The following is a 14,582-nucleotide window of genomic DNA, read 5'->3' as shown; positions in this document are numbered from 1 at the left end:
GAGGTCGCCATAGAGGTGCCGCTCATTTCTTTATAGCCCTCCCTCAGCCAGCAGGAGGGCACGCTTTCGCCCGGGCCGTATACATCGATATACGGCCCGCGGTTGCTGAAGGCCGCTACGCGGTGCCTCCGGTCCAGAGCCCCGACGGCAATCGTCTCGGGATAACGGGCGGGGTAATCCCCGCCGCGTTTGCCGTCGTTGCCGGAAGAAGCGATGATAGCGATCCCGGCCCGGTAGGCCTTGATCACCACATCATGCAGCGCTTTGCTCCGGGTCTTCATGCCGAAGCTCATATTAATGATGTCGATCTTGTTCTGCACGCACCAGTCGATGCCGAGTACAATATCGGAGACATAGGCGGAGCCGCTGTGGTCAAAAGCCTTGACCGGATAGAGTATGGCCCGCGGAGCTACGCCCATCATGCCGCGTGTACCGCCGGCGGCCGCCAGCGTACCGGCAATATGTGTGCCGTGTCCGTTATCATCGAGCGGCAGCATGCCGCGGTGAAGCAGATTTACACCCGAGGCGAGAGAATGCTTTAAATCGGGATGCCGGTAATCGGCGCCTGTGTCGATAACACCGATCTTCACGTGGACGCCGGTGGATTTGGACCAGGCCTGCGGGGCATGAATCGCTTTCACGCCCCATGGCAGCATGGCGGTGCCTGTTTTTTCCCCTGGGACAGAGTGAACCTTTATCCGCAGGTCTTCTTCTATCCTTAAAGAGGAGGCGAATTTGTCCATCAGCCTTTCCGCCCCTGCGGCGGGTACAAAAAAAGCCTTGATCAGATTAGAAACCTGAACCTGCCGAAGCCTCGGCCGCTTCGACTTCAGCGACTTCCACTGTGACAGCGCTCCGGCATACTGGCGGTCATCATTGAAGGTCACAATACGCCGCTCCGTATTTTTGGGGGCAGCCGATATCTCCTCAAGCAGCAACTGCCAAAATCCGTAATAATCCATAGGTTACGCCGTCCCCCTCCTTGCTGCCGTGCTGCCATATTGTATGAGAGGAGGCGGACGTCCGAATGGGAACTTGCCCTTTTTTAGCGAAATGGGCTGCCCATCGTGTCAAAAGGCGGAGCTTCACATAAAATAAACAGAAGAGACTTTAGCTCTCTTTGCAACATCCCGTAAGGAGCCGATCCTTGGCGTGGATACAGTCATGCGCGGAGGGATTTCCTCCGCCTTTTTTAATCTAAATAAGCATTCGTATGCTTTACATAATAAATGATCGTGCTCATTCTCTCCGGACAGGGCTATCCTGTTGAGATTGGCGAAGCTGACTCTGCCGGGCTCCGGCCCCTCTTTACCTGTTACACCGCGGGAATCTTCCTGCGTCTTGCTGCATTTGACTTGCATTTTGCCCTCAAATAGGTTTTACTTAGTTTTGTTAATGGATATTATGAAATAGAAATTAACGGTAATGTGAACAATGCGTGAGAGGAAGTGTCCTTTAGTGAGTACGCCACTCAATTTAAAGCTGGACCCTGAGAAAGTTAAAGAAATGCCGATGGTGGACCTGGCTTTCCTGGTGCTCAAAGCAGCCAATACACCTTATTATTATCGTGATCTGATGGTCGAAGTGGCCAAGCTGCGCGGTATGACCGATCAAGAAAGCCAAGATACTATCGCTCAGTTATATACCGAGATTAACATCGACGGACGGTTTGCCTGTGTCGGAACCAACCTGTGGGGACTGAAACGCTGGTATCCGCTGGAACGCTCTGATGATCCTGTCGGCAACACCAAACGCGTGCGCATCATTAACGATGAGGACGACGATCTGGAAGACGACGACTTCACGGAAGAAGAAGAGAATTATGCTGCTGAGGAAGAGGATTTCGACGCTATCGACGAAGATCGCGACGACCTCTATTCCGACGACGACAGCGAAGAAGAAGTGGACGAAGATGTTGTCATTGATGAAGACGACGACATTGACGAAGACGACGCTGATGAAGACTCCGAAGACGGCGATAATGAGGATGCCGACGAGGACGAAGACGACGATTATTAGAATCATAAGCCGGGCGTAATTCCTCCCTTGACATGGGTGGGATCGTCAGAGTAAACTATTGCATGGGCTTATAATGAAAGTTAATATGTTTTCTAAAATAAAAAGTGCCCCGGCTCTACGGGTGTCACTTTTTTGTTTTTTTAGATGGTTTTTCCGTGATTGCGAAGAGCTCGCCTTTCATTTTGGGCGGCGGAAGTAACTTTTGGTTTCCCCCGGTTTGACGATGGAAAAAAGGGTTACGATAAACAAAAGCGTCGCCTGAATTTCTGGACTTTATTTAGGAGGGTTTTACAGTGACAAAGTATATTTTTGTAACGGGTGGCGTTGTGTCTTCCCTTGGCAAAGGCATTACCGCCGCTTCGCTGGGCAGGCTGCTCAAAAACAGAGGTCTGAAGGTGACGATCCAGAAATTTGATCCTTACATTAACGTAGACCCTGGAACCATGAGTCCTTATCAGCATGGGGAAGTATTTGTGACCGACGATGGTGCGGAGACGGACCTTGACCTTGGACACTATGAGCGGTTTATTGACATTAATCTGTCCAAGAACAGTAATGTAACGACAGGGAAGATTTATTCCTCTGTGATCAGCAAAGAACGGCGCGGCGAATACTTGGGCGGAACGGTTCAGGTTATCCCGCATATCACGAATGAGATCAAAGAACGCGTATTCCGTGCGGGCCGCGAGACAGGTTCGGATGTAGTAATTACCGAAATCGGCGGTACTGTAGGCGATATTGAGAGCCTGCCGTTCATGGAAGCCATCCGTCAGATCAAAAGCGACATCGGCCGGGAAAATGTAATGTATATTCACGTAACCCTGATTCCATATATCAAGGCTGCGGGAGAAGTGAAGACTAAGCCGACACAGCACAGCGTGAAGGAGCTGCGCAGCATTGGGATTCAGCCTAATGTGATCGTATGCCGTACGGAGTATCCTCTGACCGAAGATATGAAGGCCAAGCTTGCATTGTTCTGCGATATCGATGCGAATGCCGTAGTGGAATGCCGCGATGCCTCAACGCTGTATGAGGTTCCGCTTAACCTTCGCGATGAAGGATTGGATGAGATTGTAGTTAATCACCTGAAGCTGACCACACCTGCACCGGATATGCGTGAATGGGAGAGCATGCTGGAGCGGATCCAGAAGCTGGAACGCACCGTTGAAATCGCCATAGTCGGCAAGTATGTAGCTTTGCATGATGCTTACTTAAGCGTAGTAGAGTCCCTCTCGCATGCAGGTTTTGCAGCCAACGCGGAAGTGAAGATCCGCTGGGTCGATGCGGAACAGGTTACAGATGAGAATGTGGGCGAACTGCTAGGCGGAATCGGCGGGATTCTCGTTCCCGGCGGCTTCGGGGACCGGGGGATTGAAGGAAAAATCTCCGCAATCCGTTATGCCCGTGAGCAGTCGATTCCTTTCTTCGGTATTTGCCTGGGCATGCAGGTATCCGTAATCGAGTACGGCCGTTCCATGCTGGGACTGGCTGGGGCGAACAGCTCGGAGATTGATCCGGCTACACCGCATCCGCTAATTGATCTGCTGCCTGAGCAGAAGGACATCGAAGATATGGGCGGCACGATGCGTCTTGGCCTTTATCCTTGCAAGCTTTTGCCTGATTCCCTGGCAATGTCCTGCTATGATGATGAACTGGTCTATGAACGTCACCGTCACCGGTATGAATTCAACAATGCTTACCGGGATGAGATGGAAAAAGCAGGCCTTGTATTTTCTGGGACATCGCCGGACGGGCGTCTGGTAGAGATCGTGGAACTTCCGGGACACCCGTGGTTCCTGTCGGTACAATTCCATCCGGAATTCACTTCCCGTCCGAATCGCCCGCAGCCGCTCTTCCGTGAATTTGTCAAAGCTTCTCTGACCCATTCCGAGCAGCTGTAACCAATTGAATAAACAGGTCCGGTAAGGACTTTTAGAAAGCCTCCATCCGGAGGCTTTCTTTATAAATATGGAGATTCAGCTGTCCGTAATTCCATAGAATTAACCGCACATGCCGCCAACCAGTATATGGAATGTATTTACCCTTTTTACCCAATTAGCAGGATTTTGACTATAAAGCACGAATAATAGGTTTCGTATAGATAAATCATTGTGAGCCGTTAGCTGTGAGAGGGCGCGGTATAGACAATCTGCCTTAAATCTGGGAGGGTATGATATGGAAAAAGGGAAAGTTTTAATTGTCGATGATCAGAACGGGATCCGAATTCTCCTCATGGAAGTGTTTAATAGCGAAGGGTATACCACCTATCAAGCTGCTAACGGTAAAACAGCAATCGAAATAGTCCAGAAAGAATCCCCAGACTTGGTTCTGCTCGATATGAAAATTCCGGGAATGGATGGGCTGGAAATCCTTAAGCATTTGAAGGAGATTAATCCGGCTATTAAAGTGATTATGATGACGGCATACGGAGAACTGGACATGATTAAGGAAGCGACAAAACTGGGGGCGCTGATGCACTTTACCAAGCCGTTTGACATTGATGAGATGCGGGTGGCAGTGAATATGCATCTTCAGGATAAGCCAGTGGACCACTTCGGTTAACCTGAGATTTATGGTTTGGCAAAGTCCTGTTATGGATAATATAAGAAGGTTGAGTCTGCCTGCAGCATAGGTTGGCTGAATATCGTCCCACCGGGACATTTTTTTGTGTATCCTATTTAGTATTTGACACAGGATGTGCTATAATAAGCCTGTATGTGATGTCGGTTTAAATATAAGCAACCCAACATTCTTAGGAGGATTGAAACCATGCCATTAGTATCTATGACAGACATGTTAAACAAAGCACTTGAAGGAAAATATGCAGTTGGCCAGTTCAACATCAACAACCTCGAGTGGACTCAGGCGATTCTTGGTGCAGCAGAAGAAGAAAAGTCACCAGTAATCCTTGGTGTTTCCGAAGGCGCAGCCCGTCACATGGGCGGATTTTATACTGTAGTGAAGATGGTTGAAGGACTTATTCACGACATGAAAATCACCGTTCCTGTAGCGATTCACCTGGACCACGGTTCCAGCTTTGACAAATGTAAAGAAGCTATTGATGCCGGCTTTACATCCGTAATGATCGACGGTTCCCACCACCCAATCTCCGAAAACATTGAAATGACTAAAAAAGTTGTTGAATATGCACATGCCAAAGGCGTTTCTGTTGAAGCAGAAGTTGGTACTGTAGGCGGACAAGAAGATGACGTTATCGGCGGCATCCAATATGCAGATCTTAACGAATGTGTAAGCATCGTTAAAGAAACTGGCATCGACACTTTGGCTCCAGCACTTGGTTCCGTACACGGTCCTTACCTGGGCGAGCCAAACCTCGGATTCAAAGAAATGGAAGAAATCCGCGATGCAGTTAAGCTTCCGCTCGTGCTTCACGGCGGTACAGGCATTCCGTTGCACGATATCCAGAAGTCCATCTCCCTGGGAACTTCCAAAATCAACGTAAACACTGAGAATCAAATCGCATTTGCTAAAGTGGTACGTGAAGTTTTGGCTGCTAAACCGGATGCTTACGATCCTCGTACATTCATCGCACCAGGCCGCGAAGCCATCAAACAAACCGTTATCGGCAAAATCCGCGAGTTCGGTTCCAGCAACAAAGCGTAAATTTAACGCTGCTGCAGTTGGACAGGTTATTTCAGGCTGTCCGGCTGCATAGTTTGATATGGATATATTCTTCTTGAAACGTGTGCCGTCCTTATTCCAAGGACGGCGCAGCCGTTTCTTCTTCTTAAACCTTTAAACACCAAAAAAAAGCCACAGCAGGTATTGCCAGGGCAAGCTGCAATACACGTAGGGGGAACCAGATAAATCTATGGAAAAATTAATGATTGGCGGTGGACGTCCGCTAAAGGGCGTTGTGACCATCAGCGGAGCGAAGAATAGCGCGATCGCGCTTATTCCTGCGGCTATTTTAGCTGAATCTGAAGTTGTTCTGGATAATTTGCCGTCCCTTAGTGATGTAGCCGTTTACTCCGAAATTCTGGAAGAGCTTGGCGCGACTGTTTCATGGTCAGGCAGCCAGATGAGAATTAACCCCTCCCGTATCGTGTCCATCCCTATGCCTAACGGACCAGTCAAGAAACTTCGTGCTTCTTATTATATGATGGGAGCGCTTCTTGGGAGATTCAAAGAAGCGACGATAGGCCTTCCCGGCGGCTGCAATTTTGAGCCCCGTCCGATTGATCAGCATATCAAGGGTTTTGAAGCACTGGGAGCAACTGTGACCAATGATCATGGTTCTATTCACCTGTATGCCAAGGAACTGCGCGGTGCGAAGATTTATTTAGACGTATCCAGCGTAGGTGCCACTATTAACATCATGCTGGCGGCTTCACGGGCCAAAGGCTCTACAATTATCGAAAACGCGGCTAAAGAGCCTGAGATTATAGATGTAGCTACCCTTTTGAACTCTATGGGCGCTGTTATTAAAGGTGCCGGCACAGAAACGATCCGGATCGAAGGCGTTACAGAGATGCATGGCTGCCGCCATTCCATCATTCCTGACCGGATTCAAGCAGGAACATATATGATTGCTGCAGCAGCAACGCGCGGCAATGTATTGATAGATAACGTTATCCCCAAACACTTGGAGGCCCTGACCGCCAAGCTTCTGGAAATGGGCGTTGAAATCGAAGAACTGGATGAGAGCATCCGGGTCATCGGCAGAGCCAGATACGAGCATGCTGATGTAAAAGCTCTGGTATACCCGGGCTTTGCCACCGATCTGCAATCCCCGATGACAAGCATGCTGACCCAGGCTGAAGGGGTCAGTGTACTAAGTGATTTTGTGTACAGCAACCGGTTCAAGCATGTGCCGGAACTGGTGCGGATGGGCGCGAAAATCCGTGTTGAAGGACGCTCGGCAATCATCGAAGGCAGCCAGCTTAATGCTGCCAAGGTTAAAGCTGCCGATCTGCGGGCCGGTGCGGCGCTGGTCATTGCCGGACTGACTGTCGGAGACGGAATTACTGAAGTCACGGGTGTGGAGTATATCGACCGCGGCTATGATAACTTAGTAACCAACATGCGCGATCTGGGCGCTGAGATTTGGCGCGAAGAGGAATAGGATTCAGATTATCTGCTATTTGGAAGGAGCGAATTTGCAGTCGTACTGCATATCTCCTTCCAAATTGGGTAATCCTATCCTAATAAGCATTTTAATAGACTTATACTTATATAAAATTGAATAGGTGGTTATTACATGGATCTTCAAATTTCCGATCTGGAAGAAATGAAGCTGACCGATCTGTATAAGCTGGCCAAGAAATACCAGATTCCATACTACGGGCAGCTGAAGAAACGGGAGTTGATCTTCGCCATCCTGCGAGCGCAGGCGGAGCAGAGCGGGCTCATGTTTATGGAAGGCGTGCTCGAAATTTTGCCTGAAGGCTACGGTTTCCTAAGGCCGATTAACTATTTGCCCAGTGCGGAAGACATTTATATTTCAGCTTCTCAAATTCGTAAATTTGATCTTAGAAGCGGCGACCTTGTATCAGGAAAGTGCCGCACACCCAAAGAAAATGAACGTTACTTCGGTTTGCTTCAAGTCAACGCCGTCAACGGCGAGAATCCTGCCAGCGCAGCGGAGCGCCTGCATTTCCCGGCACTAACGCCTCTTTATCCGCAAGACAAGCTGCCGCTCGAAACATCCCCTACTCATTTGTCTACCCGAATAATGGATTTGCTCGCTCCTGTAGGCCTCGGGCAGCGCGGTTTGATTGTAGCACCTCCCAAAGCGGGGAAAACGCTCCTCCTAAAAGAAATTGCCAACAGTATCTCCACTAACAATCCCGAGATTGCACTGTTTGTATTATTAATTGATGAACGTCCTGAGGAAGTAACGGATATGCAGCGTTCGGTTAAAGGCGAAGTGGTTGCATCAACCTTTGATGAGCTTCCCGAGAACCATATCAAAGTTGCAGAGCTTGTATTGCAGCGGGCACTCCGTCTGGTTGAACATAAAAAAGACGTTGTCATTCTGCTGGACAGCATTACCCGGCTGGCACGCGCTTATAACCTTGTAGTTCCTCCATCCGGACGTACGCTTAGCGGAGGGATTGATCCTGCAGCATTCCATCGGCCGAAGCGGTTTTTTGGATCTGCACGGAATGTGGAAGAGGGCGGCAGCCTGACGATACTCGCTACAGCGCTGATTGATACCGGGTCACGTATGGATGATATTATTTATGAAGAATTTAAAGGTACGGGCAATATGGAGCTTCATTTGGACCGCAAGCTGGCGGAACGCCGGATTTTCCCGGCTATCGATATCCGCCGTTCGGGAACACGCCGCGAAGAAGTGCTGCTGAGCAAGGAAGAGCTGGATACGATTTGGTCTATCCGCAAGAATATGAACGAATCGTATGACTTCGTGGAAGGTTTCCTTAAGAAGCTCCGTGACAGCAAGACTAACGCAGAGTTCCTCGCCTCATTTGATGTGGCCGGAAGTAAGGATTCCTCATCGCCGAGCGGAACTGCCAGCAGTGGAGGGACTTCCAACAGCGGCTCATCCGCGCGCCGGACCCCGCGTCCCAAGACACCTACTGTCCCTACAACTTGAGAATAGATAACAAGAGGAGAATAACATGTATTTGGTATATGCCGATGAACAAGGTAACGTATATGATCATCCTGAGCTGTATGGCCTGGCCCGCAGCGGAGATATGATTGTTGAGATGCTGGAAGAAGAATTAATCCCGCTGCCGGAAGGGGCTACCCTAGTTGGCCTACCAAGCACACGGGCAGTGGGCATGAATCCCGAGACAGGTGAAATGCTGCCGCTGCCGGAGGGGTCCCAGGCTGTTGGGGCACTGCTTCCGCAAGGATTTACTAGATTATGCCTGCCAGGCTATGTCAAGACAGACAAGTCGTATAAGCTCCCGCTCTTTGGCTATTCCGCTGTAGTGTGGAAGGATGGCGGATTCTACGTCGCTGCAGATCTGACGGATGATCCGGAGCAGTGGAATCCTCTCAACTGTGACCGCGAGGATGTAGAAGTAGGGGTAGGTGCCTTAACGACTAAGTATCCGGAAAACAGACTATACGATCACCTTTCTAATTGTGCGCTGGGTTATGAATGCCTTACGTCCTCCAATACGTTTCTTGGACGGTGGGAGGGCGCCGTTCCTGTTTCTTATTCGTGTAATGCCGGGTGCTTCGGCTGTATATCAGAACAGCCTGACGACAGCGGATTTGTCTCCCCCCAGACACGGATGAACTTCCGTCCTACGGTCAGCGAGATCACAGAAGTGATGCTGGAGCATCTGAAGACACCGCAGTCGATAATCAGCTTCGGCCAGGGCTGCGAAGGTGAGCCTTCTACCCAAGCTAAGCTGATTATCGAGTCGATCCGTGAAGTGCGCTCAGTTACCGATATGGGCTATATCAATATCAACACCAATGCCGGACTGAGTGATCATATCCGCGGGATCGTGGATGCAGGACTTGATCTGATGCGGGTCAGCACAATCAGTGCGCTGGACGATCATTATAATGCCTATTACAAGCCGCGGGGCTATACCCTCGCCAATGTGGAGAAGTCGCTGAAGTATGCTGCTTCGCAAGGGGTGTATACCTCCATTAATTATCTGATCTTCCCTGGAGTAACAGACCGGGAGGAGGAGATTGAAGCCATGGTCGAATTTGTCAGACGCACGGATCTGAAGCTGATACAGATGCGCAACCTTAATATTGATCCCGAGAGCTATCTGGAACTAATCCCTCCGGCCCGGGGAGAAATTCTGGGGATGAAGACCATGCTTGATATCTTCCGCGAGGAACTGCCGGAAGTGGTTATTGGTTCGTATACACATGTACCCCCTGCCGATTTAGCACGGGCCAAAGAGCGTCGTGTACGGCTCTAACCGGTACCCGGATTTAAATTTATTGCAGAGACTATTATTTCGTGCTAGAATGTCGTTGTATGTTTAATAACTCTGGGTCCGCATGAGTCCTAGGGCATGAGAGGTGAAATTCAAATGCAAGCAGCCATTCAACCAAAGTATAATATCACTAAGGTAACCTGCGCATGTGGCAACACTTTCGAATCCGGTTCTGTTAAACAAGAGCTACGCGTCGAAATTTGCTCTAACTGCCATCCATTCTTCACTGGCAAGCAGAAGTTCCTTGATGCCGGTGGTCGCGTTGATAAATTCAAGAAGAAATACGGTATCTAATCGCCTCTGCCGCGTTTGCGGCTTAAGGATTAGACTGCTCCCCGGATGGTATATCCGGGGAGTTTTTATTTACCTGAATAAGCAGGATGCGCGTCTCTCCGGCATGTTTTCAATCAGGAGAGATATTGGGTAACCCATATATTCCCAAAATTTAAGTCGGTTTCTTGTGGACGGGTTGATTTTTAATGGGGTGTGAGCTATACTTATCTTCGCCGTGCTAGACGGGGAGGTAGCGGTGCCCTGTAACTCGCAATCCGCTGTAGCGAGGTTGAATTCCTGTTAGAGGTGCTGTCGATGTGAGGCCTTGGTCCCTATGGGCTGTGTTGACGGTTGGGTCCTCCGCAATGAGTGCTTGTGAACCTGGTCAGGTCCGGAAGGAAGCAGCCATAAGCAAGTTTACTCTTGTGCCGGAGGGTGGCCTAGCCCGAGCAGTCTCGTAGGGTTGCCGCTTGGATCGCAGCCATCAATAACAGGTGCACGGTTTATATTCGGTTAATGATAGCATCTTTGCCACAAGCGAAGATGCTTTTTGTTTTTGGTCAAAGTCTGGGGAATATAGTATAATAAATTAGCGACAAATGCCGGAAAGCGGCAGCCTAAGAGAGGGTAATGCATAGTGGAACATATCGCGCTGTACCGTGCTTGGCGGCCGCAGTCGTTTCAGGACATGGTAGGGCAACAGCACATTATCCAGACGCTGCAGAATGCAATTCGTGAACAGCGGGTTTCGCATGCCTACCTGTTCAGCGGCCCGCGCGGGACCGGCAAGACGAGTGCTGCCAAAGTTTTGGCCAAAGCAGTCAATTGCGAGAGGGGACCCGGCCCGGAGCCATGCAACGAATGTCCTTCCTGCCTGAGGATTACCGTGGGCAATGTTATGGACGTGCAGGAGATTGATGCGGCGTCGAACCGCGGGGTGGAAGAAATACGCGACCTGCGGGATAAGGTGAAATATGCACCTACCGAAGTGCGCCGTAAAGTGTATATTATTGATGAAGTGCATATGCTGACAACAGAAGCGTTTAACGCTCTGCTTAAGACGCTGGAGGAACCGCCGCCGCATGTCATGTTTATACTGGCGACGACAGAACCTCATAAATTGCCGGCTACGATTATTTCACGCTGCCAGCGCTTTGACTTCCGCCGTGTATCCCTGGAGGAGCAGAGCGGTCGGCTCGCTGAGATCTGTCAGAAGGAGGGCATTACTGCGGATGCAGATGCTCTGCAGTATATCGCCCGTCTCTCTGACGGGGGGATGCGTGATGCGCTGAGTATACTTGATCAAATATCCTCCTTTACAGACGGTAATGTAACTTATCAGCAGGTACTGGGCATGACTGGTGGGATCCCTTCCGAACAGTTTGCCCGCCTGGCAACAGCCATCCTGGATGGTGATATGGGCCGGCTGCTGGAACTGGTAGAGCAGCTGATGCAGGAAGGCAAGAGTGCGGACAAATGTCTGGAGAACCTGCTTTATTACTTCAGGGATTTGCTGATGATCAAAATGGTCCCGGGGGCTGATCAATTAACAGACCGGGTACTGAATCCGGCTGAATTCCGGGACATGGCGGCTGCATTCTCACGGGAGCGGCTGTTTCAGATTGTAGAAACCTTAAACCGCTATCTTGGAGAAATGAAATATGCGACACATCCGCAGACATTGTTTGAAGTAGCACTTATGAAGCTGTGCAGCATGCAGCAGGAAGCCGCGCCATCCTTGCATGCGGCAACCCCGGTAGCCGGTGCTATGCGGGCTGAACCGTCAACCAGCGGTCAGGCTGCTGATGCGGGAGAACTAGAGGCTTTGAAGCGGCAGATTGCTGCTTTAGAGAAGAAGCTGGAACAGGCCATACAGTCAGGAGGAGTCTCGGGCGGTGGACGCGATGCAGCACCTGCACCGCGGGCATCAGCGGCAAGCTCCGCTCCCCGTATCTCATCTCCTTCCAAGCTGCCTCCGCAGCTTGACAAATTCATCGCCGGCAAGGATAATCCTGATTTCGCGGCGGTTTATAAGCAGTGGAGTCTGGTGCTGCAGGGAGTGAAAGAGGAGAAAGTTACAGTACACGCATGGTTTGTTGACGGTGAGCCGGTGTCCGTTATGGAGGATGCGGTGCTTGTAGCGTTTAAGAACACAATTCACCGCGATACTACCGAGAAACCGGCCAATAGGCAGGTGATCGAGAATGTGTTTGCTGCACGCCTCGGCAAGCCTTACCGGCTGGTGACAATCATGCAGCGGGACTGGAATGAGGCCGCCCAGAAGTCTGCTGCCCAACCCGGGACAGAGGAGTTACGTCTGGAGCATGAGCATGAAGAAGCAGGGGCGAAGACCGAACCATGGATTGACGAGGCCATCCAGCTCTTTGGAGAAGACCTTGTTGTCATAAAAGAGTAATACTTTTAGTCTAATAGCGCATACAGCGCATTTCAAAGGAGAGAGTAACTATGAATAATATGAATCAAATGATGAAACAGGTTAAAAAAATGCAGGAACAAATGCTCAAGGCACAGGAAGAGCTGGGCAGCAAGACCATTGAAGGATCATCCGGCGGCGGTGTAGTTACAGTGCAGGTTAATGGCCACAAGAAATTGCTGTCCATTCAGATTAAGCCTGAGGCTGTTGACCCGGAAGATATTGAAATGTTGCAGGACCTCGTGATCACAGCAGTGAACGATGCGCTTACACAAGCAGAAGAGCTGGCTAACAATGATATGGGGAAATTCACTGGCGGAATGAAGATCCCGGGCTTATTCTAGGCCGGCAACACTCTAGCCCAAAGGAGAATCATCACTTTGTATTATCCAGAACCGCTAGCCAAGCTGATTGATGCTTTTACGCGTTTGCCCGGAATAGGGCCGAAGACAGCAGCCCGGCTGGCTTTTCATGTGCTTAACATGAAAGAGGACGAAGTTATTGATTTTGCCAAGGCGCTGGTCAGCGTCAAACGAAATCTTCATTATTGCTCTGTCTGCTGTAATATCACTGATACTGATCCATGCCGGATCTGCCAGGACAAAACCCGTGATACCTCAGTGATATGTGTGGTCCAGGATTCCAAGGATCTTGTTGCCATAGAGCGCACTAAGGAGTTTGACGGTTATTATCATGTCCTGCAGGGAGCGATCTCGCCAATGGAGGGTATAGGTCCGGATGATATCCGTCTTAAGGAGCTGTTGACCCGTCTGAGCGACGAGAGGGTGAAGGAGCTTATAATGGCGACTAACCCGAATATTGAGGGTGAAGCTACTGCTATGTATATTTCACGCCTTGTCCGGCCCTTCGATATTAAAATAACTAGAATAGCCCATGGCTTGCCCGTAGGCGGCGATTTAGAGTATGCGGATGAAGTAACTCTCTCCAAAGCGCTGGAAGGCCGTCGCGAGCTGTGAGCTGTCTTGAAACGGATATGTCATAACCATCTATGCTAAAAGAGGCCCAGTAGGGCTTCTTTTTTTTGCCCATTTCCATAACCTGTGCCGCGGGATGACGCTGATTTTAGTTCTAAGTTTGTCCCTACTCCGATAAGAATGAGAATATGTAGCGATGCAGAGGCACGCATAGTAATGAGGTTCTTAAGGGGGAGTCATTTATGGGATGGTGGAGTAGCAAATGGCAATGGGGCAGCGAGAAAAGCCTCAGAGAGTCTAAGTTAGATGAGGATTGGCATGTGTTCCTGGACGTGCGTAAGGCGCAGGCCGAATGGGAAAGAGCGTATCTGATGTTCGACGAGGCGCTGGGGCAGGATCAGATTGATTACGCCATTTATATTTTAGAAGCGGCAGAGCGCAAATATCAGATTCATCTTAAGCATGCGAAGAGTTTGGGAATCAACCGCAGTCAGATGTAAGACCGTTTTAGTAAAAGCGAAGGAGGATCGGTATGCTAAGAACGATTGCAATAGGTGTTCTGATTGGATCGGCAATTCTGCTTACCCTGATTGTATTCCGGAAAAAGTTGGGCTGGGCCTGGCTCAGTTTATTTGGCACTCATCTAATTCTTGCTGCACTCGGCATTTATATAGTCAATTTCTCGGGACTGCTAACCGAAATCTATATTCCGTTGAATCCGGCAACCATAGGCGCAGTAACGGTTTTGGGGCTTCCGGGAGTGATTATGCTGCTCGGTTTAAAAATAACTTTGTTTTAATGGTTGACGGGGCTCCGAGATTTATGATACATTAAGTCTCGGCCCTTTGGACAAGCTATTCATTGATAACTTGTTCGGAAGACGAGCGAAAAAAGAAATTAAAAAAACGCTTGACTTAAACAAAGATGCTATGATATATTATAAAGGTCGCTGCTGACAAGCGACGACAACGAAAAAAGAGACATTGATCTTTGAAAACTGAACAACGAGTGAGTGGGAAA

14 protein-coding genes and 1 other RNA gene are annotated in these 14,582 nt (G+C 49.7%); 14 read left to right on the top strand and 1 reads right to left on the bottom strand.

What is annotated here, in order from left to right; translation table 11 throughout:
- Positions 1–962: S8 family peptidase (locus AQR02_RS30730; protein WP_054944097.1), on the bottom strand; the 962-nt coding region annotated here is incomplete at its 3' end.
- A 496-nt stretch (positions 963–1,458) separates the two neighbouring features.
- On the opposite strand from AQR02_RS30730, the gene rpoE reads away from it, so the two are divergent.
- The 14 genes from rpoE to AQR02_RS30660 all read left to right on the top strand — a co-directional run bounded on the left by rpoE (position 1,459) and on the right by AQR02_RS30660 (position 14,361).
- Complete coding sequence (rpoE, locus tag AQR02_RS30720; RefSeq protein WP_054944068.1) at positions 1,459–2,019, top strand: DNA-directed RNA polymerase subunit delta; 561 nt, start codon at positions 1,459–1,461, stop codon at positions 2,017–2,019.
- A gap of 293 nt (positions 2,020–2,312) precedes the next feature.
- Positions 2,313–3,920, top strand: coding sequence for a CTP synthase (locus AQR02_RS30715; RefSeq protein WP_054944067.1), 1,608 nt, complete (start codon positions 2,313–2,315; stop codon positions 3,918–3,920).
- A 274-nt stretch (positions 3,921–4,194) separates the two neighbouring features.
- Complete coding sequence (locus AQR02_RS30710; RefSeq protein ID WP_054944066.1) at positions 4,195–4,581, top strand: response regulator; 387 nt, start codon at positions 4,195–4,197, stop codon at positions 4,579–4,581.
- Between the two features lie 207 nt (positions 4,582–4,788).
- The gene (gene fba / locus AQR02_RS30705; RefSeq protein ID WP_054944065.1) at positions 4,789–5,643 is read left to right on the top strand and encodes a class II fructose-1,6-bisphosphate aldolase; all 855 of its coding nucleotides are present in this window, start codon (positions 4,789–4,791) and stop codon (positions 5,641–5,643) included.
- Positions 5,644–5,851: 208 nt separating this feature from the next.
- The gene (locus tag AQR02_RS30700) at positions 5,852–7,105 is read left to right on the top strand and encodes a UDP-N-acetylglucosamine 1-carboxyvinyltransferase (protein WP_054944064.1); all 1,254 of its coding nucleotides are present in this window, start codon (positions 5,852–5,854) and stop codon (positions 7,103–7,105) included.
- 135 nt (positions 7,106–7,240) lie between these two features.
- Complete coding sequence (gene rho, locus AQR02_RS30695; protein ID WP_054944063.1) at positions 7,241–8,599, top strand: transcription termination factor Rho; 1,359 nt, start codon at positions 7,241–7,243, stop codon at positions 8,597–8,599.
- Between the two features lie 25 nt (positions 8,600–8,624).
- Positions 8,625–9,902, top strand: coding sequence for a radical SAM family protein (locus AQR02_RS30690; RefSeq protein ID WP_054944062.1), 1,278 nt, complete (start codon positions 8,625–8,627; stop codon positions 9,900–9,902).
- A 114-nt stretch (positions 9,903–10,016) separates the two neighbouring features.
- A complete protein-coding gene (gene rpmE, locus AQR02_RS30685; protein WP_054944061.1) occupies positions 10,017–10,214 on the top strand; it encodes a 50S ribosomal protein L31 in 198 nt (65 codons plus the stop codon).
- 212 nt (positions 10,215–10,426) lie between these two features.
- Positions 10,427–10,695: signal recognition particle sRNA large type (gene ffs, locus AQR02_RS31740), an RNA gene on the top strand.
- Positions 10,696–10,830: 135 nt separating this feature from the next.
- On the top strand, positions 10,831–12,609 hold the full coding sequence (gene dnaX, locus AQR02_RS30680) for a DNA polymerase III subunit gamma/tau (RefSeq protein WP_054944060.1): 1,779 nt from the start codon (positions 10,831–10,833) through the stop codon (positions 12,607–12,609).
- A 50-nt stretch (positions 12,610–12,659) separates the two neighbouring features.
- Positions 12,660–12,971: a YbaB/EbfC family nucleoid-associated protein gene (locus tag AQR02_RS30675; protein WP_054944059.1), complete on the top strand. Its 312-nt coding sequence runs from the start codon at positions 12,660–12,662 to the stop codon at positions 12,969–12,971.
- A 36-nt stretch (positions 12,972–13,007) separates the two neighbouring features.
- Positions 13,008–13,604: a recombination mediator RecR gene (recR, locus tag AQR02_RS30670; RefSeq protein WP_054944058.1), complete on the top strand. Its 597-nt coding sequence runs from the start codon at positions 13,008–13,010 to the stop codon at positions 13,602–13,604.
- A gap of 200 nt (positions 13,605–13,804) precedes the next feature.
- Positions 13,805–14,062: a hypothetical protein gene (locus AQR02_RS30665; RefSeq protein WP_054944057.1), complete on the top strand. Its 258-nt coding sequence runs from the start codon at positions 13,805–13,807 to the stop codon at positions 14,060–14,062.
- Positions 14,063–14,094: 32 nt separating this feature from the next.
- Positions 14,095–14,361, top strand: coding sequence for a pro-sigmaK processing inhibitor BofA family protein (locus tag AQR02_RS30660; RefSeq protein WP_054944056.1), 267 nt, complete (start codon positions 14,095–14,097; stop codon positions 14,359–14,361).
- The last annotated feature ends 221 nt before the right edge of the window (positions 14,362–14,582 follow it).

The organism is Paenibacillus ihuae (assembly GCF_001368795.1).
Lineage (GTDB): Bacteria > Bacillota > Bacilli > Paenibacillales > Paenibacillaceae > Paenibacillus_AQ > Paenibacillus_AQ ihuae.
The sequence above is the reverse complement of the archived record's forward strand: the minus strand, read 5'-3'. Positions and strand labels throughout refer to the sequence as shown.

Coding starts and splice junctions, on each gene's coding strand:
- AQR02_RS30690 (WP_054944062.1), top strand. CDS start 8,625: ATGTATTTGGTATATGCCGATGAACAAGGTAACGTATATGATCATCCT.
- rho (WP_054944063.1), top strand. CDS start 7,241: ATGGATCTTCAAATTTCCGATCTGGAAGAAATGAAGCTGACCGATCTG.
- AQR02_RS30675 (WP_054944059.1), top strand. CDS start 12,660: ATGAATAATATGAATCAAATGATGAAACAGGTTAAAAAAATGCAGGAA.
- fba (WP_054944065.1), top strand. CDS start 4,789: ATGCCATTAGTATCTATGACAGACATGTTAAACAAAGCACTTGAAGGA.
- rpmE (WP_054944061.1), top strand. CDS start 10,017: ATGCAAGCAGCCATTCAACCAAAGTATAATATCACTAAGGTAACCTGC.
- AQR02_RS30660 (WP_054944056.1), top strand. CDS start 14,095: ATGCTAAGAACGATTGCAATAGGTGTTCTGATTGGATCGGCAATTCTG.
- AQR02_RS30665 (WP_054944057.1), top strand. CDS start 13,805: ATGGGATGGTGGAGTAGCAAATGGCAATGGGGCAGCGAGAAAAGCCTC.
- AQR02_RS30710 (WP_054944066.1), top strand. CDS start 4,195: ATGGAAAAAGGGAAAGTTTTAATTGTCGATGATCAGAACGGGATCCGA.
- AQR02_RS30700 (WP_054944064.1), top strand. CDS start 5,852: ATGGAAAAATTAATGATTGGCGGTGGACGTCCGCTAAAGGGCGTTGTG.